19 protein-coding genes and 2 pseudogenes are annotated in these 24,531 nt (G+C 72.5%); 10 read left to right on the top strand and 11 right to left on the bottom strand.

Translation table 11 applies throughout. The features are described 5' to 3' along the window. Nucleotides 1–195: 195 nt before the first annotated feature. Nucleotides 196–660: pseudogene (locus BLW43_RS21040) on the top strand (serine hydrolase); the annotation flags it as partial. Nucleotides 661–773: 113 nt separating this feature from the next. Here BLW43_RS21040 and BLW43_RS21035 read toward each other — a convergent pair. The 3 genes from BLW43_RS21035 to xylF form a co-directional block, all read right to left on the bottom strand. Next, nucleotides 774–1,559: an ATP-binding cassette domain-containing protein gene (locus BLW43_RS21035; protein ID WP_093256495.1), complete on the bottom strand. Its 786-nt coding sequence runs from the start codon at nt 1,557–1,559 to the stop codon at nt 774–776. Next, nucleotides 1,556–2,848, bottom strand: coding sequence for a sugar ABC transporter permease (locus BLW43_RS21030; protein WP_093256493.1), 1,293 nt, complete (start codon nt 2,846–2,848; stop codon nt 1,556–1,558). The genes BLW43_RS21035 and BLW43_RS21030 overlap by 4 nt, the downstream gene beginning before the upstream one ends. A gap of 116 nt (nt 2,849–2,964) precedes the next feature. Further along, complete coding sequence (xylF, locus tag BLW43_RS21025) at nt 2,965–4,005, bottom strand: D-xylose ABC transporter substrate-binding protein (protein ID WP_093256492.1); 1,041 nt, start codon at nt 4,003–4,005, stop codon at nt 2,965–2,967. A gap of 236 nt (nt 4,006–4,241) precedes the next feature. Here xylF and BLW43_RS21020 point away from each other — a divergent pair, with 236 nt between their 5' ends. From BLW43_RS21020 to hrpB, 4 genes are read left to right on the top strand one after another with little or no spacing between them, the layout of a single operon-like run. Further along, nucleotides 4,242–5,432 carry an ROK family transcriptional regulator gene (locus BLW43_RS21020; RefSeq protein WP_175479041.1) on the top strand — a complete coding sequence of 397 codons (1,191 nt, stop codon included), beginning with the start codon at nt 4,242–4,244 and terminating at the stop codon, nt 5,430–5,432. Beyond that, on the top strand, nt 5,429–6,835 hold the full coding sequence (locus tag BLW43_RS21015) for a di-heme oxidoredictase family protein (protein ID WP_093256489.1): 1,407 nt from the start codon (nt 5,429–5,431) through the stop codon (nt 6,833–6,835). The genes BLW43_RS21020 and BLW43_RS21015 overlap by 4 nt, the downstream gene beginning before the upstream one ends. Beyond that, the gene (locus BLW43_RS21010; RefSeq protein ID WP_217632273.1) at nt 6,832–8,481 is read left to right on the top strand and encodes a CRTAC1 family protein; all 1,650 of its coding nucleotides are present in this window, start codon (nt 6,832–6,834) and stop codon (nt 8,479–8,481) included. The genes BLW43_RS21015 and BLW43_RS21010 overlap by 4 nt, the downstream gene beginning before the upstream one ends. Then, nucleotides 8,478–11,003 (top strand): ATP-dependent helicase HrpB, encoded by a 2,526-nt coding sequence (gene hrpB / locus BLW43_RS21005; protein WP_245731157.1) that lies wholly within the window; start codon nt 8,478–8,480, stop codon nt 11,001–11,003. The genes BLW43_RS21010 and hrpB overlap by 4 nt, the downstream gene beginning before the upstream one ends. 41 nt (nt 11,004–11,044) lie before the next feature. Here hrpB and BLW43_RS21000 read toward each other — a convergent pair whose 3' ends face one another. Further along, the gene (locus BLW43_RS21000) at nt 11,045–13,549 is read right to left on the bottom strand and encodes a GcvT family protein (protein ID WP_093256500.1); all 2,505 of its coding nucleotides are present in this window, start codon (nt 13,547–13,549) and stop codon (nt 11,045–11,047) included. Nucleotides 13,550–13,750: 201 nt separating this feature from the next. On the opposite strand from BLW43_RS21000, the gene BLW43_RS23765 reads away from it, so the two are divergent. Next, nucleotides 13,751–13,912: a hypothetical protein gene (locus tag BLW43_RS23765; protein ID WP_175479040.1), complete on the top strand. Its 162-nt coding sequence runs from the start codon at nt 13,751–13,753 to the stop codon at nt 13,910–13,912. Nucleotides 13,913–13,951: 39 nt separating this feature from the next. Here the strand turns inward: BLW43_RS23765 and BLW43_RS20995 are convergent, their stop codons facing one another. The 3 genes from BLW43_RS20995 to BLW43_RS20985 form a co-directional block, all read right to left on the bottom strand. Continuing rightward, nucleotides 13,952–14,707, bottom strand: a complete 756-nt coding sequence (locus tag BLW43_RS20995; RefSeq protein ID WP_093256485.1) for a hypothetical protein — start codon at nt 14,705–14,707, stop codon at nt 13,952–13,954. 93 nt (nt 14,708–14,800) lie between these two features. Beyond that, entirely contained in the window at nt 14,801–15,928 is a 1,128-nt protein-coding gene (locus BLW43_RS20990; RefSeq protein ID WP_093256483.1) for a patatin-like phospholipase family protein, read from the bottom strand. Between the two features lie 27 nt (nt 15,929–15,955). After that, nucleotides 15,956–16,738 (bottom strand): 3-hydroxybutyrate dehydrogenase, encoded by a 783-nt coding sequence (locus tag BLW43_RS20985; RefSeq protein WP_093256481.1) that lies wholly within the window; start codon nt 16,736–16,738, stop codon nt 15,956–15,958. A gap of 246 nt (nt 16,739–16,984) precedes the next feature. Between BLW43_RS20985 and BLW43_RS20980 the strand changes: the two genes are divergently transcribed. Next, entirely contained in the window at nt 16,985–17,689 is a 705-nt protein-coding gene (locus BLW43_RS20980) for a Crp/Fnr family transcriptional regulator (RefSeq protein ID WP_093256479.1), read from the top strand. Between the two features lie 160 nt (nt 17,690–17,849). Next, on the top strand, nt 17,850–18,116 hold the full coding sequence (locus BLW43_RS20975) for a response regulator transcription factor (protein ID WP_175479039.1): 267 nt from the start codon (nt 17,850–17,852) through the stop codon (nt 18,114–18,116). 119 nt (nt 18,117–18,235) lie between these two features. On the opposite strand, the gene ykgO is transcribed toward BLW43_RS20975, so the two are convergent. From ykgO to BLW43_RS20955, 4 genes are all read right to left on the bottom strand, one after another. After that, nucleotides 18,236–18,361, bottom strand: a complete 126-nt coding sequence (gene ykgO, locus BLW43_RS20970) for a type B 50S ribosomal protein L36 (protein WP_093256475.1) — start codon at nt 18,359–18,361, stop codon at nt 18,236–18,238. Nucleotides 18,362–18,933: 572 nt separating this feature from the next. After that, nucleotides 18,934–20,919, bottom strand: coding sequence for an ABC transporter permease (locus BLW43_RS20965; RefSeq protein WP_245731156.1), 1,986 nt, complete (start codon nt 20,917–20,919; stop codon nt 18,934–18,936). Beyond that, on the bottom strand, nt 20,817–21,941 hold the full coding sequence (locus BLW43_RS20960) for an ATP-binding cassette domain-containing protein (RefSeq protein ID WP_093256473.1): 1,125 nt from the start codon (nt 21,939–21,941) through the stop codon (nt 20,817–20,819). Before BLW43_RS20960 ends, BLW43_RS20965 begins: the two co-directional genes overlap by 103 nt. Before the next feature lie 20 nt (nt 21,942–21,961). After that, on the bottom strand, nt 21,962–22,906 hold the full coding sequence (locus BLW43_RS20955) for an ABC transporter substrate-binding protein (RefSeq protein WP_093256497.1): 945 nt from the start codon (nt 22,904–22,906) through the stop codon (nt 21,962–21,964). A 405-nt stretch (nt 22,907–23,311) separates the two neighbouring features. On the opposite strand from BLW43_RS20955, the gene BLW43_RS20950 reads away from it, so the two are divergent. Both BLW43_RS20950 and BLW43_RS20945 read left to right on the top strand, forming a co-directional pair. Continuing rightward, entirely contained in the window at nt 23,312–23,629 is a 318-nt protein-coding gene (locus BLW43_RS20950; protein WP_093256471.1) for an H-NS histone family protein, read from the top strand. A 600-nt stretch (nt 23,630–24,229) separates the two neighbouring features. Further along, a pseudogene (locus BLW43_RS20945) lies at nt 24,230–24,531 on the top strand (IS1634 family transposase); the annotation flags it as partial.

Genomic DNA, 24,531 nt, shown 5'->3' with positions numbered 1-24,531 from the left:
CGCTACAGCGTTTCGTGTCGATGCATTCCGGCGTCCGCAACGGTTTCGTCCCCATCGCCCGCCGCCGTCGCTCCGCCCAAGCCACCCGCTGCCATCGCCTCGAAGCATTCGGCGCCTGGCGTGAAGCAGCAGGGACCGAAACCTGATTGGCCCAAGTCGCGCCTCTCTGCGTCCACCCGCCGTTAACGTGACAACACCGGCGAGAGCCTGCTGCGGCTGGCGCGCGCTTGGCTCGGCGCGCCGCTCGGCGTCGATATCCCGCCCCGGACCCGCGACCCGCAGGGGTTCTATCTCGCCGGCAACAACATGGCGCTGTCGCCGATGGCGCTGCTGCGCTTCGGGGAGATGGCGCGGCTCGGCGGCGTCTGGCGCGGCGCGCGGGTTCTGAGCGCCTCATGGCTCGAAGCGTCCTGGACGCCGCGGACGCGCTCGCCTTTCTCTGGCCACGACTACGGCTATGGCTGGTTCCTGGCCGAAGCCCATGGCGCGCGCGTCGCCTACGCCCGCGGCTATGGCGGGCAGATGCTCTATGTCGCGCCGGCGCTGGGACTGACGGTCGTCGTGACGTCGGATCCGACGCGGCCCGCCCGCAGCGGCGGCCATGTCGGAGACCTCAACGCGCTGTTCTCGGACATCGCCGCCGCCGCGCCGGCGGCCTGAAGGACGCGCAGACCGGAAGGCCGGCCCCGTTCGACTGCGCCGCCGACCATCGCCTGCGAAATCTCGCCGGCGAGCCCCCCCCACGCCGGGCATGCTCGGGGCGCCGGCGCTTCTCAGGCGGCCAGCGCGCCGGGGCCGGGGGTCGCGCCGGGGGGGCACTTGCCGAGGATGATCATGCCGAGCACCTCGTCCTTGGTCATGTCGCCGACGCGGCCCGAGCCCACCAGCTTGCCGTTCTTCATCACCGCCACGCGGTCGGCGAGGTCGAACACGTCGTGGATGTCGTGGCTGATGAGGAAGATGCCGATGCCTTCCTGCTTCAGCTGCAGCGTCAGTTCCGCCACCTGCGCCGTCTCCTGGGGCCCCAGCGCCGCGGTCGGCTCGTCCATGATCAGGATGCGCGCGTTGAAGTGGATCGCGCGGGCGATGGCGACCGACTGGCGCTGGCCGCCGGAAAGCGCCTTCACCGGCTCCTTGAAGCGGGTGAAGTTGGGGTTGAGCCGGCCCATCACCTCGCGGCAGGCGGCCTCCATCGCGGCGTCGTCCAGCGTGCCCCAGCGCGTCGTCAGCTCGCGGCCGAGAAACAGGTTGGCGGCGGCGTCGACGTTGTCGGCCAGCGCCAGCGACTGGTAGATCGTCTCGATGCCGTATTTCTTGGCGTCGCGCGGGTTCTCGATCTCGGCGGGCTGGCCGTTGACGAGGATTTCGCCCGAGTCGCGCGGGTAGGCGCCGGAGAGGATCTTGATCAGCGTCGACTTGCCGGCGCCGTTGTGGCCGAGCAGCGCCACGACCTCGCCGGCGCGCAGGTCCACGCTCACGCCGTCCACCGCCTTGACGCCGCCGAAGGCGATGGAGATGTCGCGCATCTCCACCAGCGGGGTCGCGTTCGCGTCGGTCATGCCTTCCTCCCCCGATACATCGTGTCGACCCAGACCGCGACGACCAGCACCAGCCCCACGACGATGTTCTGCAGCGGCGTGTCGAGGCCCATCAGCACCATGCCCGACTGCAGCGACTGCATCACCACCGCGCCGATCATGGCGCCGGCGATGGTGCCGGCGCCGCCGGCCAGCGAGGTGCCGCCGATCACCGCCGCGGCGATGACATAGAGCTCGTCGAGCTGGCCCTGCGCGTTGGTGGCCGCGTTCAGCCGCGCGGTGGAGATCGCCGCGCCGAGGGCGACCAGCCCCCCCATCAGCATGAAGACCTTCATCTTCACCCAGGCCACGTCCACGCCGGCGAGCTCCGCCGCCTCGGGGTTGCCGCCGATGGCGAAGACGTAGCGGCCGAAGCGGGTGCGGGTGGCGAGGAAGGTCATGCCGACGCCGACCGCGAGCGCGACCAGCACCGGGATGGCGAGGCCATGGGCGAAGCCGCCCTCGGGCACGACGGTCCCGTTCGCCTCGGCCCAGCGCTCGGCGACGCGGCTCGGCCACGGATAGGTGTTGAACACCGCCACCGCCGCCAGCACCGCGCCGCAGCCGAGCAGGCCGAGCACGCCCTCCGCCCAGAGCGGGCGCAGCGGGAAGCCGAAGCTGCGCCGCCTGAGCCGCCCGAACCACAGGCCCGCGAGGATGGCGGCGCAGGCGGCCAGCGCGATCGCCCAGCTCGCCGCGGCGCCGATCGAGCCCTGCACGCCGCCGCCGATCAGCGCGAAGGTTCCGTCCATCGGCGCGACCGTGCGCCCGGACGTCACCCACCACGCGCCGCCGCGCCAGGCCAGCAGCCCGCCCAGCGTCACGATGAAGGCGGGCACGCCCAGATAGGCGATCACCCAGCCGTGCAGCGCGCCGATGGCGACGCCGACGCCGACGCCGAAGGCCAGCGCGACGATCCATGTCAGCGGGTGGTCGTAGCCCCAGATCGTGGGCAGCCACTCCGCCTGCATCACGCCCATGGTCATGCCGATGAAGCCGAGCATCGAGCCCACCGAGAGGTCGATGTTGCGGGTGACGATCACCAGAACCATGCCCGTCGCCATCACCGCGATGGAGGCGGACTGCACGGAGAGGTTCCACAGGTTGCGCGGCGTCAGGAACGTGCCGCCCGAGGCGAGGTGGAACCCGATCCAGATGACGGCGAGCGCGCCGAGCATCCCGAGCATCCGGGTGTCGATCTCGGTGGCGCGCAGGAATCCGTTGACGGTCAGCGGCGAAGCGGCGCGCTGGCGCGATGCGGCGTCGGCCATGGTCGGGCCTCCGGCATGAGGGGCGTGCGACGCGGGCAGGCCGCCGCGCAGGGCGGCGGCGGCGCGCGCCGGCGAGAGGTCGGAGCGCGGACAGGCCGCGCTCCGGGCGACGGAGGTCAGTCGCAGGCGGCCGCGGCGCCGGCCGGGACGCCCTGGCAGACGACGTCCTTCGTCACCCAGCCGGCGTCGATCACCACGTCGAGGTTCTCGCGGGTGATCGGCACCGGCGCGAGGAAGAACGAGGTCATCGCGACGCCCTTCGGCCCGCCGTCGAAGCTGACGGCGCCGGGGATGTCGGCCATCGCGGTCCCTTCCGCCATCAGCGCCGCGATCTCGGCGGCCTTGGCGCCCAGTTCGCGCGAGTCCTTCCAGACGCTGACGGTCTGCTGACCCAGCGCGATGCGGTTGAGCGCGGCGTGGTCGCCGTCCTGCCCCGACACCGGCACCGAGCCGGCCATGCCCTGCGAGGCCAGCGCGGCGATGGCGCCGCCGGCGGTGCCGTCGTTGGAGGCCACGACCGCGTCCACGTTGTTGTCGTTGGCGGTCAGGAACTGCTCCATGTTCCGCTGCGCGTTGGCCGGCAGCCAGCCGTCGGTGTAGGCCTCGCCCACCACCTTGACGTCGCCGCTGTCGATGGCGCCCTGCAGCACCTCGAGCTGGCCGGAATGCAGGAAGTCGGCGTTCGGGTCGGCGGCGGAGCCCTTGATGAAGACATAGGCGCCGGTGGGCTGGGCTTCGAACACGGCGCGGGCCTGCATCCGCCCGACCTCCTTGTTGTCGAAGGTGATGTAGAAGGCGTCGGGGTTCTCGATCAGCCGGTCGTAGCCGACGACGGGGATGCCCTCGTTCGCCGCCCGCTGCACGGCGGGGCCGATGGCGTCGCTGTCCTGCGCGAGGATGATCAGCGCATCGGCGCCCTGCGCGATCAGGCTCTCGACGTCGGTGAGCTGCTTGGCGGCGGAGGACTGCGCGTCGGCGGAGATGTACTCGTGGCCCATCTCGGCGAGCTTGGCGACGATCGCCGCCTCGTCGGTCTTCCAGCGCTCCTCCTGGAAGTTCGACCAGCTCACGCCGATCACCAGCGCCGAGGCCTGGCCGGCGGCCAGCGCCGCCGTCATCGCGCACGCCGCGGCGCCCGCCCAAAGATTGCGTGTCATGTCGTCTCCTCCCCTGCGCCCGTTCGGGGCGCGACATTGGCGGCGCATGTGGCGCACCGGACGGCGAGCCCATTTATTTTGGGCCTCGAAGAAAATGAGTGACACCGGCGCGAGCCTCCGTCAACATGTTTTCACAACCAACGCGCCCGGTTTGCGTAAGGAACCGCGAGGGCGCGCAGCGAAGCATGGGAGGCTGCGTGAGGCGAGGCGGCGGCAGGGCGGCGCGGAGCGATGACGTGCGCCTGCGCAACCGCGCGGCGCTGATCGCGGCGCTGCGCGAGGACGGGCCGCGCTCGCGCACCGCGCTGGCGGCGGCCACGGGCCTGAGCGCGGCGACCGTCTCCGCCATCGGCGGCGCGCTGCTCGAGGAGGGCCTGCTCGCGCCGGTGGCGGCCGAGGCGCAGGGCGGCCGGGGCCGGCCGCAGGCGCCGCTGGGGCTGAACCCGGCGCGCGCCACCGCCGCCGCGATCGTCGTGTCGAACCGGGCGGTGGACACGGTGATCGTCGACTACTCCGGCTCCGAGATTGGCCGCAGTTGGCGGGGCGCCCTGCCGCGCGACGCAGGGCCGGCCGCGCTCTCCGCCGCGCTCGCCGCAGAGATCGACGCCGCGCGCGCCGGCGCCCGGCGCGACGGCGCGCCGCCGATCGCGGCGCTGACCATCGCCTGGCAGGGCGTCGCCGACGCCGAGGCGCGGCGCGTCGTCTGGTCCCCGATCGTCGACGCCCGCGGCGTGGACTTCGCCGGCCCGCTCGCGGCGCGCTGCGGCGGCCGCGTCGCCGTGATGAACGACGCGGCAATGGTCGCCGAGGCGTTTCTGCGCCGCGGGGCGAAGCGGTCCGGCGCTCCGACCGATCTGGCGCTGCTGCTCGTCGGCCCAGGCGTCGGGATGGGGCTGGTGCTCGACGGCGCGGCGGCGGCGGGCCGCGCGAGCTCGGGGATGGAGTTCGGCCACATGACCCATGTTCCCGGCGGCGCGCCCTGCGCCTGCGGGCGGCTGGGCTGCGTCGAGGCCTACGCCGCCGACTACGCGATCCTGCGCGGCGCAGGGCGCGACGAGCGCGACGACCCGCTTGCGGTGGCGCAGGCCGCGCGCGACGGCGACCCTGCGGCGCGCGCGGCCTTCGCGGCGGCGGGCGAGGCGCTGGGCTACGGGCTGGGGCGGCTCTTCGCGCTGCTCGGGCCGCTGCCGGTCGCGCTCGCGGGCTCCGGCGCGGCGGCGGCGGACCTGCTGCGCCCGGCCATGGTGGCGGCGCTGGAGCAGGCGCTGGCGCCCGAGCTCTCCGGCCCGCTGGAGCTGAGCGTCGCCGGCGACGCGACGGCGCTGGCGCTGGAGGGGGCGGCGGCCCATGCGCTGCGCCGACTCGACGCCGCGCTCGCCGCCGGCGCGGAGATCGCCGGCGCGCCCTGGCGCGAGGCGGTCGCATGAGAACCCTTCCCGCCCCGCTCGCGCTCGCACTGGTCCTTGCGCTGGGCGCCGCCGCCGCCGCGGCGCTGGAGCCGTGGGAGGAGGGGACGGTCGGCCGCCCCATGCCCTTCGCCGAGGCGCGCGCGATGCCGCCCGAGGCGCTGGCGGCGCGGGGCGCGGCGCTCTTCGCCGCCCGCTTCACCGAGGCCGAGGGCGCCGGGCGCCCGCTCGCCACCCAGGCCGACACGCCGACGCGCCGGCGCCGCCCCGCCGCGCAGGCGTTTCAGCGCCTCTCCGGCCCCGACGCGAACAGCTGCGCCGGCTGCCACAATCAGCCGCAGGTCGGCGGCGCGGGGGATTTCGCCGCCAACGCCTTCACGGCGGAAGGCGCGCGCAACGCCGAGTTCGACGTGCTCGACCCGCAGTTCTCCTCCGAACGCGGCACGACGCATCTGTTCGGCGCCGGCCTGATCGAACTTCTGGCGCGGGAGATGACCGCGCAGCTGCGGACCGCGCGCGACGCCGCGCTGGCGCGGGCCCGCGCGACCGGGGCGCCGGTCGTCGCGCGGCTTTCCGCCAAGGGCGTCGCCTTCGGTCGGCTCGTCGCCCATCCCGACGGATCGATCGACGCGGCGGGGGTGGAGGGTGTGGACGCCGACCTCGTGATCCGCCCCTTCGGCCAGAAGGGCGTCGTCGGCACGCTGCGGCGCTTCACGGTGACGGCGCTCAACGCCCATCACGGGATGCAGGCGGCCGAGCGCTTCGGCGCGCGCTGGACCGGCTCCGATGATTTCGACGGCGACGGCGCAGCCGACGAGCTGCTGGCCGGCGACGTCTCGGCGCTGGTGGCGTTCCAGGCGACGCTGCCGCCGCCGTCGCCCGAGCCGCCCGAGCATCCGGAATGGCGCGCGCGCGCCGCCCGCGGCGAGGCGGGCTTCGCGGCGATGGGCTGCGCGGCGTGCCATGTCCCGGCCCTGCCGCTGGAGAGCCTGCGCTTCACCGACCCCGGACCGTATGAGGGCGCCGGCACGCTGCGGGCGGGCGACGTCGCCGCGCCCGTCACGCTCGACCTCGCCGCGCTGGCATGGGTGGCGCGGCTGCCGCGAGACGCCGAGGGCCGCGCGCTCGTGCCCCTGTGGGGAGACCTCAGGCGCCACATGATGGTGGACGCGCAGGTGTCGGGCTTCGGCGGCGAGCTGCTCTCGCAGGGCTTCGTCGGCCGCGACGTCTTCATCACCGCCGAGCTCTGGGGCGTCGGCGACACCGCGCCCTACGGCCATCGCGGCGACATGACGACGCTGGACGCCGCGATCCGCGCCCATGGCGGCGACGCTCGGTCGGCGCGGGACGCCTATGTTGACGCCGGCGACGCCGCGCGGGCCGACGTCGTCGCCTTCCTCAAGGCGCTCAAGGTCGCGCCGTGAGACGCGCCGTCCCGGCGTTGGCGGCGGCGGCCCTCACGCTGGCGTCGGCCGCGGCGGCGCAGGCAGACGCGCCGCGCTTTGTCGAGGAAGCCGCGGCGGCCGGCGTCGCCCAGGTCCATGACGGGCCGTGGGAGCACTTCGTCGGCGGCGGCGTGGCAGTCTTCGACTGCGACGGCGACCGACGGCCGGACCTCTTCATCGCCGGCGGCGCCAATCCCGCGCAGCTCTTCGTCAACCGCGCCGCGGCGGGCGGGCCGCTTCGGTTCGAGGCGCGCGGCACGGGCCTGCCCGAGCGCCTCATGCGCGGCGTCGTCGGCGCCTACCCGATCGACATCGACAGCGACGGCTGGCGCGATCTCGTCGTGCTGCGGGTGGGGCCGGACGCGATCCTGAAGGGCGGGCCGGACTGCGCCTTCACCGATGCGACGCGCGCCTTCGGGCTGGACGGCGGTCGGGCCTGGACGACCGCCTTCGCCGCCGCATGGGAGGCGGGGGCGACGCATCCGACCCTCGCTTTCGGCGGCTATGTCGACCGCGCCGCCCCCGGCGCGCCGTGGCGGGCCTGCCATGACGGGCTGCTGTTCCGGCCCGAGACGGAGGCGGAGGGCGAAGCGGACGCAGGCGCCCCGCGCTACGGCCCGCCGCAGGCGCTGACGCCGGGATACTGCGCGCTCTCGATGCTGTTCACCGACTGGGCGGGCGACGGCGCGCTGTCGCTGCGCGTCAGCAACGACCGGCAGTATCACATCGACGGCGCCGAGCAGCTCTGGCGCGTCGAGCCCGGCCGCCCGGCCCGCGCCTACTCCGTCGCGGAGGGCTGGCGGCGGCTGTCGGTCTGGGGCATGGGGATCGCCGAGGCCGACCTCGACGGCGACGGTCGACCGGAATACGCGCTGACCTCCATGGGCGACACCAGGATCCAGAAGCTGACCGGCGACGGCTTCGGCCCGGAATACGAGGACGTCGCCTGGGACATGGGCGCCACCGCGCACCGGCCCTACGCCGGCGGCGACACGCGCCCCTCCACCGGCTGGCACGCCCAGTTCGAGGACGTCGACAACGACGGCCGGCTCGACCTCTTCATCGCCAAGGGCAACGTCGAGGCGATGCCGGACTTCGCCGCCTACGACCCCGACAACCTGCTGATGGGCGGCTTCGACGGCCGCTTCACCGAGGCCGGCGCGGCGGCGGGCCTCGCGCTGCCGACGCGCGGGCGCGGCGCGGCGGTGGTCGACATGAACATGGACGGGATGCTCGACGTCGTGGTGATCAACCGGGGCGGGCCGGCGGGCCTGTTTCGCAACCTGGGCACGCCGCGGACCGAGGACGCGGGCTTCGCGCCGCTCGGCAACTGGCTAAAGATCGCGCTGCGCCAGCCGGGCGCGAACCGCGACGCGGTGGGCGCGCTGGTGCAGGCGCGCATCGGCGACGACGTCGTGACGCGCCGCGTGCAGGTGGGCGGCGGTCATGCCTCGGGCCGTCTGGGATGGGTGCATCTGGGGCTGGGGACGGCGCCGCGCGCCGAGCTGCGCGTGCGCTGGCCGGACGGCGCATGGTCCCATGCCTGGCGTCTGACCGCCAACGGCCATGCCCTGATCGAGCGGGGCGCCGAGTCGGCGCGGCAGTGGCTGCCGCCGACCGAGTGAGCGCCGCGACCCCTCTCCCCGCGGGCGATCCGCTGCCGGTCGACGCGGCGCTGCCCGCGCTGCGCGCCGCCCTGCGCGAGGGCGCCGGCGCCGTGCTGCAGGCCCCGCCGGGCGCCGGCAAGACCACGCGGGTTCCGCTGGCGCTGCTCGGCGAGCCCTGGGCCGCGGGGCGCATCGTGATGCTGGAGCCGCGCCGCCTCGCGGCGCGCGGCGCGGCGGCGCGCATGGCCGAGACGCTGGGCGAGGCGGTGGGCGAGACCGTCGGCTTCCGCATCCGCGGCGAGACGCGCGTCGGGCGCCACACCCGCGTCGAGGTCGTCACCGAGGGCGTGCTGACGCGGATGCTGCAGGCCGACCCTGCGCTCGACGGCGTCTCGGCGGTGATCTTCGACGAGATCCACGAGCGCTCGCTGAACGCCGATCTCGGTCTGGCGCTCTGCCTGGAGACGCAGGGCGCCCTGCGACCCGAGCTGCGGCTGCTGGCGATGTCTGCGACCTTGGACGCCGCGCCTGTGGCGGCGACCATGGGCGGCGCGCCGATCCTGACCGCCGAGGGCCGCGCCTTCGACGTCGAGACGCTCTGGGCGGAGGCGCCGCTCGGGGCGCGTCGGCTGGAGGAGGCTGTCTCCGAGGCCGCGCGCACGGCGCTGGCCGAGCATCCGGGCGACCTGCTCGTGTTCCTGCCGGGCGTGGGCGAGATCATGCGGACGGCGGCGCGTCTGGAGGGGCTGGCCGGCGTCGACGTCCTGCCGCTGCACGGCGACCTCGCCTTCGCCCGGCAGCAGGCCGCGCTGGCGCCGGCCGCGCCGGGTCGGCGCAAGGCGGTGCTGGCGACGGCGGTGGCGGAGACATCGCTGACCGTGGCGGGCGTGCGGATCGTGCTTGACGCGGGCCTCGCGCGGCGGGCGCGCTTCGACCCCGGCTCGGGGATGGCGCGCCTCGTGACCGAGAAGGCCAGCCGCGCGGAGGCCGATCAGCGCCGCGGCCGCGCGGGCCGCACCGCCCCCGGCGTCTGCCTGCGGCTGTGGACGAAGGGCGAGCATGGCGCGCGGCCCGGCTTCGCGCCGCCGGAGATCATGGCCGCCGATCTCGCGCCGCTGGCGCTGGAGATCGCCGCCTGGGGCGCGCCCGGCCCGGAGGCGCTGGCGCTGATCGACCAGCCCCCGGCCGGCGCCTACGCCGAGGCGCGGGCGCTGCTGGCGGCCCTCGGCGCGCTCGACGGCGCCGGGCGCGTCACGGCGCATGGCAGGGCGATGGCGGCGCTGCCGACGCATCCGCGGCTCGCCCACATGGCGCTGTCGGCGCCGCCGGAGAACGCGGCGGCCGCCCGGGCGCTGGCCGGGCTGCTGTCCGAGCGCGACCCGCTGCGCCGGCCCGGAGCGCCGGCCCGCGCCGACATGGCGCTGCGGCTGGAGGCCTTCGCCGACCCGAAGGGCTTTGCGGCGCGGCGAGGGGTCGAGCCGGACGCGGGCGCGCTGGCCCGGGCGCGCGAGACGGCGCGGCGGCTTGGCGGGCGCGGCGGAGCAGGAGCCGTGTCGGGTGCGAGGGCGGGCGCCGGCCGCATCGACATGGCGGCTGCCGGGCGCCTGCTCGCGCTCGCCTATCCCGACCGCATCGCGCGCCGTCGCCCGGGCGACGCCCCGCGTTACCTGCTCTCGGGCGGCAAGGGCGCCGCGCTGGACCCCGGCGACGCGCTGGCGGGCGCGGCGCATCTCGTGGTCGCCGACACCGACGGCGACCCTCGCGAGGCGCGTATCCGACTTGCCGCGACGCTCTCGGACGCCGAGATCGGGGCGCTGGCCGAGGCCGGCGGCGAGAGCCTTCGGGTCATCGCATGGGACCGTCGCGCCCGCGCCGTCGTCGCGCGCACCGAGCGCCGGCTGGGCGCGCTGACGCTGGAGACGCGCCCGCTGGAGGACGCCGCCGCCGAGGAGATCGCCGCCGCCATGGCCGAGGGCGTGCGCCTGCTCGGCCTAGACGCGCTGCCCTGGTCCGGCGCGGCGGCGGGCCTGCGCGACCGGGTGCGCTGGGCGGCCGCGCAGGCGCCGGGCGACTGGCCCGACTGGACCGAGGCCGCCTTGCTGGAAGGGCTGGAGGGCTGGCTGGGGTCGTGGCTCGCCGGCTGCCGGAGCGCCGCCGACCTCGCCGCCCTGCCGCTCGCCGACGCGCTGCGAGAGGTTCTGGGGCGCGAAGCGCTGGCGCGGCTCGACCGAACGGCGCCGGCGGCGATCGACACGCCGGCCGGCGCGCGGGCCGCCATCGACTACGGCCGCGCCCAGCCGACGGCGTCGGTCAGGGTCCAGGCGCTCTACGGGTTCGACCGGCACCCCGCGCCCGGCGTTACGCTCGAACTGCTGTCGCCCGCCGGCAGGCCGATCGCGACCACCGCCGACCTGCCGGGCTTCTGGCGCGGGGCGTGGGCGGACGCGCGGCGCGACATGCGCGGCCGCTACCCCCGCCACGACTGGCCGGAGGCGCCCCAAACAGCCGCCGCCACCCTGCGCGCCAAGCCGCGCAAGTAGGGCGGCGGCGGCTCCCTGCGCCGCCGCCCATGCCCGAGGCTTCAGCCGTCGGCGCGGATGCGCTCGTTCTTGGGGTCATGGGGGCTGTCGGCGACGACCTCCGCGTCCCACAGCCCGCCCATGATGCGGACCTTCAGGCGCGCGCCCGGCTCGGCCATCGCGGGCGGCACGTAGCCGAGGCCGATGCGCCGGCCCGCGGCGACCGACCAGCCGCCGGAGGTCAGCCGACCGACGACGCGGTCGCCGCTCCACAGCGCCTCGCGGCCCCAGGGGTCGGCCGCGCCGCCCTCCTCGTCGCCTTCGGGGCCGTCCATGAGGATGGTCACGCATTTCGCGCGCAGGCCCTTGGCGAGCATCGCGTCCTTTCCGCGAAACGCCTTCGTCAGGTCCACGAAGCGGTCGAGGCCGGACTCCAGCGGCGTCGCGTCCCGCCCGATGTCCGCGCCCCAGGCGCGATAACTCTTTTCCTGCCGCAGCCAGTTCTGGGCGCGGGCGCCGACGAGCGTCAGCCCGACCCTGTCGCCCTGCTCGATCAGCCGGTCAAATAGGTGGTTCTGCATCTCGACGGGGTGGTGAAGCTCCCAGCCCAGTTCGCCGGTGTAGGCGACCCGCAGCGCCAGCGTGGGCACCATGCCGAGGTCGATCTCGCGCGCCGAGAGCCACGGGAAGCCCTTGTTGGAGAGCGCGAAGGCCGGGTCTGCGTCCACCACGAGCGGGCGCAGCAGTTCGCGCGACTTCGGCCCGGCGACGGCGAAGACGCCCCACTGGGTGGTGACGTCGGTCAGCGTCATCGGCCCGAACTCGGGCGTTTTCCTCGCGACCTGCTTGGCCAGTTCGTCATGGTCGTAGGCCTGCGCGGCGCCGGCGCTCACCAGATAGAAGCTGTCCTCGGCGTGGCGCACGATGGTGTATTCGCTGCGCACCGTGCCGGCCTCGGTCAGCGCATAGGTCAGCGAGATGCGGCCGACCTTCGGCAGCCGGTTGCAGGTGAACCAGTCGAGGAAGGCCGCCGCGCCGGGGCCGGTCAGCGTGTGCTTGGCGAAGGCGGTGGCGTCGATCAGCCCGACGCCCTCGCGGATCGCGGTCGCCTCGGCCTTCGCATGGCTCCACCAGCCGCCGCGGCGGAAGCTGCGGCTCGCATGGTCGTCGAAGCCGGGGCCGGCGAAGTAGATTGGCCGCTCCCAGCCGTTCACCTGGCCGAACTGCGCGCCGTGCGCCTTCATCCGGTCGTAGCAGGGCGCGGTGCGCAGGGGGCGCGCGGCGGGGCGCTCCTCGTCGGGGTGATGCAGCACGAAGACGTGGGAGTAGGTCTCCTCGTTCTTCTTCGTGGCGTATTCGCGGTTCAGCATCCGGCCGAATCGGCGCGGGTCGAGGGAGGCCATGTCGATCTCGGCCTCGCCCTCGGTGATCATCTGGGCGAGGTAATGGCCCGTGCCGCCGGCGGCGGTGATGCCGAAGCTGAAGCCTTCGGCGAACCAGAAGCCGTCCACGCCGGGCGCGGGGCCGACCAGCGGGTTGCCGTCGGGCGTGTAGCAGATCGGGCCGTTGAAGTCGTCCTTCAGGCCGCAGACCTCCGAGGACGGGATACGGTGCAGCATCGAGGCGTATTCCTCCTCGATGCGCTCCAGGTCGAGCGGCAGCAGGTCGGCGCGGAAGCCCTGCGGCACGCCGAACTTCGCCCAGGCCGGCGCGCCTTCCTCGTAGGGGCCGAGGATCCACCCGCCGCGCTCCTCGCGGACATACCACTTCGCGTCGGCGTCGCGCAGCACCGGGTGCTCGGGGTTGGTCGAGCGCCACTGCACCAGCGCCGAGTCCGGCTCGGTGACGATGTACTGGTGCTCGACGGGAATTGCGGGCAGCCTGCAGCCGATCATCGCCGCGGTGCGCTGGGCGTGGTTGCCGGACGCCGTCACCACGATGTCGGAGACGATCTCGAAGCCCTCGCCCTCGACGAGGTTGCCGCCCTTCTCGCCCATCAGCGCGCCCTTGACGATCCAATGGCCGTTGCGGCGCTCGAAGCCGTTGACCTGGGCGCGGCGAACGATCTCGACGCCGCGCTGGCGGGCGCCCTTGGCCATGGCCTGCGTCATGTCGGCGGGGTTGATGTAGCCGTCGGTGGGGTGGAAGATCGCGCCCCGCAAGTCGTCGGTCCGCAGCAGCGGCCAGCGCTCGCCCACCTCCTTCGGCGTCATCCACTCGAAGGGAACGCCGACGCTCTCGGCGGTGGAGGCGTAGAGGCGATACTCGTCAATGCGCTCGCGGGTCTGGGCCATGCGCAGGTTGCCGACCACGCTGAAGCCGGGGTTCAGGCCGGTCTCGGCCTCCAGCGTCTTGTAGAACTTCACCGAGTAGTCGTGGATATGGCTGACCGCATAGGACATGTTGAACAGCGGCAGCAGGCCCGCCGCGTGCCATGTCGAGCCCGCGGTCAGTTCGTCGCGCTCCAGCAGCACGATGTCGGTCCAGCCCGCCTTCGCGAGGTGATAGGCGATGGAGCATCCCACCGCGCCGCCGCCCACAATCACCGCACGCGCTTGCGTTTTCATCTCTCGCCGATCCTCGCTGGAGCCTGGGCGCAAGCTATAGGGGCGCGCCTCGGGGTCGCGCAGCGCGGCGAGCGACATGCGCCGTTCGCTTTGCGACTTTCTGATCGAGGCGCGTGACATTAATCTGTCGTTAAGCATGATCCTCCTTGAATGTCGTTGAGAGCGGCGCGTCGGAAAGCGCCGCCCGACTGGGGATGAAACATGGCTGAGTGGATATGGGTGGCGGTCGCCGCGTGGATCTGCATGAATTTCATGATTCTGGGGTGCACCATGCTGACCGCGAAGCGCCGAGCGGCGCTCGACGGCGGCGAGGCGGCGGACCCCCTGCCCAAGAACGCCGGGCCGCGCGGCGGAGGCGCCTGAGACTGCGCGACGCGACGGGGCGGCTTTCCCCGGAAGGCTCTAGAAACTTCGCCAGATCGACAGCCTGAAGCGATCCCCGAGGGTGATGTCGCGGCCGGCGACCTCGTGCTCCGTGCCCACAACCAGGGTCAGCTCGGGCGTTATGCGGTAGCCGGCGGACGGCGCGATCTTCAGAACGTCGTAGTCGGAGCCGAACGGATCCTCGTTGCCGAGGCTCCGCGTGACGAACGCCTGAACGAAGGTCAGCCAGCGCTCCGTCGGCCGGACGCCCACGGTGAGGTCGAGGCGGAACTCGTCGCTGTTGATCCCGCTGCGCAAGCGCACGCCCGCCTCGGCGTTCGCCCAGCCGTCGCCGAACGGACTGGAGAAGCCGCGCCCGTAGAGCAGCCGGAAATCGGTCTCGATCTCGTCGTCGTCGCGCTGGGGCGCGACGTCGTTCACGACGTCGTTCAGCGGCGCGCCGACGCTCAGCTGCGCCGCGAACGGGTCGCCGTGCGGCCCCACCGCAAGGCGGACGCGCGCCAGCGCGACGGCGCCGGTGTCGCCGGGCTGGTCGCCCGCCGCACCGATCGGCTGGCTGGCCTCGATCACCGCGCCCAGGGTCAGCCAGTCGAGCGCGCCGTACTCGATGTAGGAGGTCAGGCCGAGCTCCTCGTAGCCGCCGCCGCGCAGGGCGTAGTAGCTTGAGCCGACGCTGGAGAAGCCCGCTCCCGCCGGCTGGGTCCAGGCGCCCGCCGTCGCCGCGCCGCCGACGCAGGCGGCGATGGCGCCGGTCAGACCTCCAAGACGCAGCATCGCCCGGCCCCTTCGCAATTTCCTAGCTGGGAAGGTCAATGCGGTGCGCTGGCCGGCGGGGCAAGCGTCATCTGCGCCGCCGGCCAGCGCGCCTCAGCCGGTCGCGGCGGCGGGCCTGCGCGAGGCCGAGCCGGCCCCCTGGAACATCGCGCGGATGTCGACGGAGGACCGTTCGCCGAGATCGTCGAAATGCGCGTCCAGCCACTGCGAGGCGGTGTCGCGGCCGATGTCGAAGAGATGCCGCAGGAAGGGCCATTCCGCGTTCAGCTTGGACGACGCGTCGAGCCGGCGCATCCGCTTGCGCGAGGTGATGATGTGCATCCGCATCAGCTTGTACTCGGCCGGGTCGAGCTTTCCGGCCTCCAGCAGCCGCGTCACAAAGTCGATGGCGCGCAACTCGTGCAGCAGGGCGCTGTTGAAGGTGATCTCGTTCATCCGGTTCTGGATGTCCTGCGCCGTGCGGGGCGCGCCCTCCCGAAAGACCGGGTTGATCTGGACGATGACGATGTCGTTCGACGGGCTGCCGTCGAAGAACGGGTAGAGCGGCGGATTGCCCATGAAGCCGCCGTCCCAGTAGGGCGAGCCGTCGATCTCCACCGCGTGATAGAGCGTTGGCAGGCAGGCCGAGGCCATCACAACGTCGAGGGTGATCTCGTCGCGGCGAAAGACGCGCGCGCGCCCCGTCTCGACATTGGTCGCGCCGAGAAACACCCCCATGTCGAGGCAGGCGCGCACCTTGTCGAAGTCCACCATGCCGCCGACGAGGTCGCGCAGCGGGTTGATGTCGAACGGATTGACGTCATAGGGCGAGGCCAGCCGCGAGAAGGCGTCGAAGAACAGGTAGCTCAGCGACGTCTTGAGCGACCAGTCGCCCGTCGCCCGCGCCACCGGCGAGCGGCGGATGGGGCTGGTGCGGCCGGCGCGGCTGACAGCCTCCCAGAACTCCGCGAGGCGGCGGCGCGCGCCGTCCGCGCCGTCCTCGTACATGCCCTGCGCCGCGACCACCGCGTTCATCGCGCCGGCGGAGGTGCCGCTCAGCGCGTCGATCCAGATGCGGTCGTCCTCGAACAGCCGGTCCAGCACGCCCCAGGTGAAGGCGCCATGAGCCCCCCCGCCCTGGAGCGCGAGATTGACCGACTTGACGTGCCTGCCGCTGCGCCGCGAGGCGCGCGGCGGCAGGGGGCGGGTCGGGCCCGCGTCGGGCGCGGCGTCGTCAGCCATGGGCGGCCCCCTCCCGGCGGGCGGGGCTCACTGGGCCGTCCAGCCGCCGTCGACGGGCAGGGCGGCGCCGGTGATCTGCTTCGCGGCGTCCGAACACAGGAACACCGCCAGCGCGCCGATCTGCTGGACGGTCGCGAACTCCTTGGTGGGCTGGGCGGCGAGCAGCACGTCGCGCTTGACCTGCTCCTCGGTCATGCCGCGCGCCTTGGCGGTGTCGGGGATCTGCTTCTCCACCAGCGGCGTCAGGACATAGCCGGGGCAGATGCTGTTGCAGGTGACGCCGTGCTCGGCGCCTTCCAGCGCGATGGACTTGGTGAAGCCGACGACGCCGTGCTTGGCCGCCACATAGGCGGACTTGTAGGGCGAGGCGACGAGGCCGTGCGCCGAGGCGATGTTGATCACGCGGCCCCACTTGCGCTCCTTCATCCCGGCGAACACCAGCCGGGTGAGATGGAACACCGAGAACAGGTTGATGCGCATCAGCAGCTCGAACCTGTCGAGCGGGAAGTCCTCCACCGGAGAGACCACCTGGATGCCCGCGTTCGGCACGATCACGTCGATTCGCCCGAAGGCGGCGCGCGCCTCGTCGACCATCGCCTCGATCGCCTCGGGCCTGGACATGTCGGCGCCGCTGTAGCGTACGTCGACGCCCGTCTCCGAGGCGAGTCCGCTGCGGATCGATTCGATCTCGTCAGCGTCGCCGAAGCCGTTCAGCATGACGTTCATGCCCGACCCCGCTAGCGCCTTCGCCACGCCGAGCCCGATGCCGCTGGTCGAGCCGGTGATGATTGCAGCCTTGTCGTCGCCCATCGCGCGCGGTTCCTTCTGGATGCGCGAGGCGCCTGCACGGCTCCTCGCAGTGCGGCGCAGCATAGAGGGAACCGGCCGGCGGGCACAGGCCGGCGAGGCGCCGCGGCGCGCGATCGCGCGTCGCAGGCGCGCGACTTCCGCCCGGCATCGACATGCGATGGCGCGCCCGTGGGAGCGTGCGCTCGGCGATTGTCGCGCGCGCGCGCCAGCCCTATCCTTGCGCGGCGGGGCGATGTCGGAGGGGGCATGACGGCGGGGGATGATACGGCGGCTCTTGGCGCGGCCGGCGTCGTCTTCTCGTCCCTCAAGGGCGAAGCCGGCGCTGCGCTGCTCGCGCGCGGAGCGCGAAAGCGCTTCCCGGCGGGCGCGTCCATCTACCATCGCGGCGACGCGGGCGGCTCGATGCTCATCATCGAGCGCGGCGTCGCCGAGATCAGCGTGACATCGATGGCCGGGCGCAAGTCCGTGCTGGCTCACGCCGCGGCGGGCGAGATTCTCGGCGAAATCGCACTGCTCGACGGCGGCGCGCGCAGCGCCGACGTCATGGCGCTGACCGAGGTGGAGGGCGTGTCGCTGACGCGCTCGGTGGTGATGACCTTCCTCACCGAACATCCCGAGGCGATGGCGGCGATGATCGCCCAGCTCGCCGCGCGGGCGCGCAACGCGTCCGAGATGTTCGAGACCGCCGCGATGACCGACGCCGGCGCCCGGCTCGCCGTGGCGCTGCTGCGGCTGGCGGGCCGCTGGGGCGACGACCGCCCCGCGCCCGGCGGACGCCCGCTGACCCAGGGCGAGCTCGGCGAATACGCCGGTCTCTCGCGCGAGAACGTCAACCGCCGGCTGAGGGCCTGGAGCCGGCTGGGCGTCGTCAGCCTCACCGACGGCCATGTGTCGATCCTGGACCCCGAATCGCTGCGCGACATCGCGGAGTGCGGCGACGCCGGGAGCTGAGCGGCGAGAACGCTTCTTCCAGCGCGGCGGTGACGCAGCGTCAGCCGCGCGATAACGCACGCTGACGGGGCTTTGACGCAAGGTCAGTTAACAAGACGTCACCGGCGGTCGCGACGCGCGACCGTCAGGCGACAATGACCCTGGGAGAAGCACGATGATGATGGAGACCCTCGTCGCCGAGAGGCGCGACGACAGAACCGCGGCCGTCAGTGAAGGCGCCATTTCCGCAGTGGGCGCGCAGAGCCTGAGCCCGCGGGAGCGTGAGATCGCGTCGCTGACCTGCCGCGGCCTGTCGAACAAGGAGATCGGGCGCCGGCTCGACATCAGCCACCACACGGTGTCGACCCACATGCGCCGGATCTTCGACAAGCTGGGCGTCAATCGACGGGCCTGCCTCGCGCGCATCGCGGCCGAAGCGGGCCTCTGAGCAGCCGCGCACGGTCCGCGCGCCTGCGCGGACCGCAAAACGCCAGAGCGCCCGCGCTGTGCGCGAGCACCCCATTTCCGCCGACGAGAAGCCTTCTGGCGCTGTGCGCGCGCCGGGCCTCAGCCCTGGCGCGCCTTGAACTTCCGCTGCGTCTTGTTGATGACGTAGACGCGACCCTTGCGGCGCACCACGCGACAGTCCTTGTGACGCGACTTCAGCGACTTCAGCGAGTTGCGAACCTTCATCTTCTCACTCCCGCCAAAGCGGCCCCGACGCCTGCTCCAGCCCTGCTAAATTATCGGCGAGGCTGGGAATGAACCAGCGACCCCTACGATGTCAACGCCCGGCCCGCCACTCCGCCGGGGCCGAAGAACGCCAGAGCACCCGAAGCTCAGGATCCCCGGAAACCGCCATCGACGATGACGACGCCGCCAGCGAAAACCGACCGGAGCGCGCACTTAGCACCGGCGCGAAAGCGTTTCAAGCGAGTCGCCGGACTGGCGGGCCGAGCTGCGCCGGCGCCCGGCTTCGCGGACCGTGGGATGTCGTTCTCGACCGGATACGTCGAGAGGCGACGCGACGGGTGGCGGCAGGTCGAGACGGCCAACGGCAGCGCCTTGCGGACCCGCCGCAGCGGCGCCCCCCGCCCGCCCCGGACCGCGGCCGTCAGCCTGCGCCGCCGGGCTGGCTTCAGAGTGTCCGGACGGATGACGTCCCGCAGCGTCTCGCGGTCGAGCCCGGGGTCGGCGCCCGGCTTCCGGAGCCTGTCGCGTTCGCCGGTCGAGCCTTCCGGCTGCGGGCGCCCCTGGCCGCATTGCTAGGCCCCCCGCGTCGCGCGGGCCCTGAGGCCCCCGATCACCACGTCCGCGCTCATGCCGATCGCCGCGACGCACAGCCCCAGCACCAGCCCCTTGCCGACATCGCTCGCGGACAGCGCGCGCTGCATCTCCTGGCCGAGATCCTGCGTGCCGATGAACGCGGCGATGATCACCATGAACAGCGCGAACATCACCGCCTGATTGAGGCCCACCAGCATCGTCGGCGCCGCCAGCGGAACCTCGACCGCCCAGAGCCTGCGCCAGCGCGTCGCGCCGGCCATGTCGGCCGCCTCCAGCAGCGCCGGCGGCGCGCCGCGAAGCCCCTCGACCGTGTAGCGCAACATCGGCACGGCCGCGAGAATGGAGACCGCCGCTATCGCGGCCACGTCGGTCACGCCGAACAGCATGATCACCGGGATGAGGTAGATGAAGCTCGGGAAGGTCTGGACCGTGTCGCACAGCGCCAGCGCCGCGTTCGCCCGGCGCGGCCCGCGCGCGGCCAACACCGCAAGCGGGAGGCTCACGCAGGCGGCGACGACCAGCGCGAAGCTCACCATGTAGAGCGTGATCATCGACCGATCCCACCACCCCGACAGCGCGATGAACGCGCCGTAGGCCAGCAGCGTCAGCCCGGCGCGCGCCCCGCCGAGCCGCCATCCGACGCCGGCCATGAGCGCGAGCGCCGCCGAGGTCGGCACGGCGAGGAATGCGTCCCGCATGGGGGTCAGGACAACCCCGGTCAGAAAGCCGCGCAGGGCGAAGGTGTAGGGGTCGAGCGCCGCGACGAGGCGATCAACGCCAGCGTCGAGCGGGTCGGCGAGGCTCAACGCGTCGCGCCGCCCCACCTCCGCCATGATCGGAAATGCGCTGGCGAGCGCCCAGGCGAGGCTCGCGAGCGCCGCCCACGCCAGCCACGCGCGGTTGCGCGCGGCCCAGCCGCGCGTCGCCTCGGCATGAGCCGGGCGCCGGCCGGCCCAGGCGCGCGTCAGCCGGTCGAGCAGAACAGCCAGCAGCACGATCGTCACGCCGATCTCGATGGACTGGCCGATCCGCAGCGCCTGCAGCAGTTGCAGCAGGCGCTGCCCGAGCCCCGGCATGCCGATGAAGCTGGCCAGCACAACCATCGCCAGCGACTGCATCGCCACCTGATTGACGCCGAGCAGCAGCGCGTCGCGCGCCGTGGGCAGGCGCACCCGGCGCAGGAGCTGCCATTCGGTGGCGCCGGCCATGCGGCCCGCTTCGACGATCTCCACCGGCACCGCCTTCAATCCAAGCAGCGTCATGCGGACCATGGGCGGGGTGGCGAAGATGATGGTCGCCACGGCGCCCGCCTTCGGGCCGACGCCGACGAAAACCACCACGGGGATCATGTAGGCGAAGTGCGGCAGCGACTGCGCGACGTTGAGCAGCGGCGTCAGCGCCGCCTCGACCGACCGCCGCCGCCATGCCGCGACCCCCAGCGCGAGCCCCAGCGCCACCGCCGCCGGCGCCGCCGTCAGCACCACCGAGAGCGTCTCCATCGCCAGCTTCCACTGCCCGAGACCGGCGATCCAGACGAAGGTGAAGCCGCCGAGCAGCGCGAGCCGCCATCCGCCCAGCGCATGGCCGAGGCAGGCGACGGACACGGCGACGACCGACCATGGCAGGGGGTCGAGCCCCGGCCAGCGGCGCTTGCCGTAGAGCACGTTCGCGAGCGCGTCGATCACCGTCTCCAGGCCGTTCGCCGCGGCGCGGGTCAGGGTCATCAAGCCCAGATCGTCGCGCAGGACGGCGAAGGCGGCGTTCAGCCAGTCGGCGAGCGGCGGCGGCGTCGCCTCCGGAGGGCGCACGAGCCAAGCGGGAAGCCATGGCGCCAGCGCCGTCAGCGCGACGCCAAGCGCGATCAGCGCGGCCCCGATGAAGCCGGGACGCGCGCCGGCGACGCGCCGGCGCGAAGCCGGCCGGCCCGCGGCGCCGGCTTGCGCGTCGTCGATCGCGAGGGGCACGCGGCGTCGCCGAGCAGGATGCCGAGCGCGCGGCGGCGGCTCATGACGCCGATCAGGGCGCCCCCGGCGACGACGGGAATGCGCTCGCGACCGTCCTCGACCAGCATGCGCCCGAGCTGCCGCACGGTGGCGTCGGCGTCCGCCGCCGGACCCGGCGCATCCGCGTCGACAGCGTCCAGCGGCTCGGCGAGGGCGGCCGCGCGCACCACGCCGGCGCGGTCGATCTCGGCGGTGAACCGCGCCACGTAATCGGTGGCCGGCGCCAGAACGATGCGGTCGGGCGCGTCGATCTGCTCGATGCGCCCGTCCTTCATGATGGCGATGCGGTCGGCGAGCCGCAGCGCCTCGGTGAAGTCATGGGTGACGAAAACGATGGTCCGCCCGCGCATCGCCTTCAGCCGCAGAAACTCGTCCTGCATCTCGCGCCGTATCAGCGGGTCGAGCGCAGAGAAGGGCTCGTCCAGAAACCAGATCTCGGGTTCGATCGCGAGCGAGCGCGCGATGCCCACGCGCTGCTGCTGGCCGCCGCTCATCTCGCGCGGATAGAAGTCCTCCCGCCCCTCCAGCCCCACCAGCGCCAGCAGGTCGCGCGCGCGCGCGGTGCGCGCGCGCCGCCCCATTCCGCGCATCTCCAGGGGAAACGCCACGTTCTCCAGCGCGGTGCGATGGGGCAGGAGCGCGAAGCTCTGGAACACCATGCCCATCGTCTCGCGCCGCATCGCCACAAGCTGCGACGGCGACAGCGCGCCGATGTCCCGCCCGGCCACCCGCACGACCCCGGCCTCCACCTCCGTGAGCCGCGCCATGCATCGTAGCAGGGTCGATTTGCCGGAGCCCGAAAGCCCCATCACGACAAGCATCTCGCCTCGGGCGGCGGTGAGCGACACGCCGCACACCGCCGGAGTGAAGCCCGCCGCTCTGGCGTCTTCGGGCGAGGGGTCGGCGCGGCCGGCGAGCCAGCTTCGCCCACCGGCCCCGTAGAGCTTCCAGACGTCCGCGCAGGCGATTGCGGCGTCGACCATGTTCCGGCCGCCGAAGGGCTTCAGCCCTCGCCGGCGAGCCAGGGGGCCCAGACGTTCTCGTTGGCGTCGATCCACTCCATGGCGGCCTCCTCGGGGTCGAGCCCGTCGACGTCGACCATCTTCGCGAGTTCGGCGATCTGCGGGTTGGTGAAGTTCACCCGGCCGAGCATGGCGTAGGCGCGGGGCCACTTCTCCTGCATCCCGTCCCACGCCGCGATCTTGAGGTAGCCGTCCGCGGGATTGCCGCAATCGTAGGTCATGTCCGGGTTGGGCCCCACGGCGGGATCGGTCTTGCAGCCCTCGGCGTAGGAGGGGAACTCGACGAACTCGCCGGGCCACACGGCCTCGACGAAGTTGGGCGTCCAGTTGAACAGCACGATGGGCTGGTTGCGCTTCTCCGCCGCCTCCAGTTCGGCCCAGAGCGCCGCCGCCGAGCCGGCGTTGACCACCACGAAGTTCAGTCCGAGCGCGTCCACCCGCTCCTGATCATGCTTCAGCCAGTCCACCGGCCCGCCAAGGAAGCGGCCCTTCTCTCCCGTCTCCGGCGTGGCGAACAGCGCGGCGCACTCGTTGAGCGCCTTCCAGTCGGGCAGGCCGGGGCAAGCCGCCTTGGTCCATTCCGGATACCACCAGTCCTCGCGCGTCACCGCGTCGTGGGCCGCCACCTCGTGGATGCCTCCCTTGGCGCGCGCCGCTTCGAATGCGGGGCCGAACGCGCCTTCCCAGACTTCGACCTCGAGCGTGGCGTCGCCGAGGCGAACCGCCTCGTAAACGGCCTGGCTGTCGGTGGAGACGAACTCGACGTTCGCTCCCAGCCGCTCCATGAGCTGACCGACGACATGGCTCATGACGATCTGGCTCGACCAGTTGTGCGTCGGGATCACGATGGGATCGGGGCTGTCCGCGGCCAGGCTGAGGGTGGGGGCGGCGCAAAGCGCCGTCGTGGCGATCATGCGAGTGAGCATCGAATTCATGGGGCGACTCCGTGGCAAGGGTTTGAGGATCTCCAGTGTTGGGCTCGACACGCAACTCACGGACTGACTGCGAAACTCTGAGGCCTGGCAAAGCCACCCGCAAGAAAATAATTTTACTGCTGAGAAAATACTCAATTGCACTGGCGATGGGCGCAGCGTCGTTGACAGGAGCGAAGAGCGGAAGCCCGCACCGGGAGCAACGTGTCGCTGGCCCCCCGAAACCGGCGATTGCGTGGCGAATGCCGGGCTTGATAAGCCGCCAGCCCGAATTCCGGGGCAATCCGTTTCCACTCGCCTGGGCGGTGACGCCGCACGAAATCTCGACGCGGAATTGCTCCCACTTGATGAAGCGTGCAAAGCCTTGTAGCCGTAATCACCGCCAACGAGAGGTTCGAAATGATAGATGTCGATCTGAGCGCCCTGTCGCTCGCCGATTTGAAGAAGCTTGAGACGGATGTTGCGAAATATATCGCTACTTTCGAGGAGAGGCAGAAAGCCGAGGCGCGCGCCGCGGCCGAGGCGATCGCAAAAAAGTTCGGTTTCGCGCTCTCTGATCTGATCCAGGGCAACGCGCCGAAGAAAAAGCCGACCCCCGAGGCGAAATATCGTCACCCGGAGCGCCCCGCCGTCACCTGGAGCGGCCGCGGTCGCAAGCCGGGCTGGATCTCGGAGGGTCTGGCCGCCGGGAAGACACTCGAGGACTTCGCCATTTGAGGCCGATCGGCAATGGCGGGAAGCGAGTGTGGATGCTCCCTGTTTGACAAGAATGATCTTCGGGCTTTTGGCGGGGGTTTCGATCGGAAGCGAGTCAGGACTCCGAGCGCAGCCTTCGATTACGCCACGGGCGAGGTCATGCTGTTCGGAAAGCCGGGTTCACATCGGTTCAGCGCGCGGCAAGCGCGCTAGCGCCGGCTCCGAACGCCCCCGCCTTTGACTTCGAAGCCCGTGTCGCCCGGTCCTCGTCGACCGCTCGCCCCGGCCCTGCGGCGATGCCGCGCCTTGGTTCGGTCAGGCTCGGGTCGCGCCATTCGATAATCCTCCCGCTTCGTCGACGCCGCCCAGATCATCCGCGCCAGCCAGCGGCCAGCGCGCCGCCGCGCTCGGGCCCACAGGCTTCAACATCGCGGCCTGTGGGCATCGCAGATCACCGGAGTTCGACACTTCCGGCCCCGATTTTCGGGCACCCGGACCGTTAGCCTCTGGGTAATCAATAACTTAGCCTTTGCCCGGGGGTGATTGCAGCGAAGTTGTGTTGTGGCACGTCATCGGTATTTCACGATGGAAAGCAGTTTTCTGCCGTGATATCGTTGCGGCATGTACACGAAGATCACCCGGTCGGGCGGACGACGCTATCTGCAGCTGGTCGAGGGCTATCGTGATGATGCGGGAAAGGTTCGCCACCGCGTGATCGCGAACCTGGGGCGGATCGAGGATCTCACGCCCGAGAAGCTGGATCCCCTGATCAGTGGGCTCAACCGCGTCCTGGGCCGGGCGGAGAACACCGCCTCGCACCTCACCCACGAACCCGCGCAAAGCTACGGCGACGTCTTTGCGCTGCACGAGCTGTGGAAGGATCTCGGCTTCGACCGGGCGCTGAGCCGCGCGCTGCGCTCGGG

Source organism: Rubrimonas cliftonensis (assembly GCF_900107585.1).
Classification (GTDB): Bacteria; Pseudomonadota; Alphaproteobacteria; order Rhodobacterales; family Rhodobacteraceae; genus Rubrimonas; species Rubrimonas cliftonensis.
Note: the sequence above shows the minus strand (reverse complement) of the source record. Positions and strands in the feature narration are given on the sequence as shown.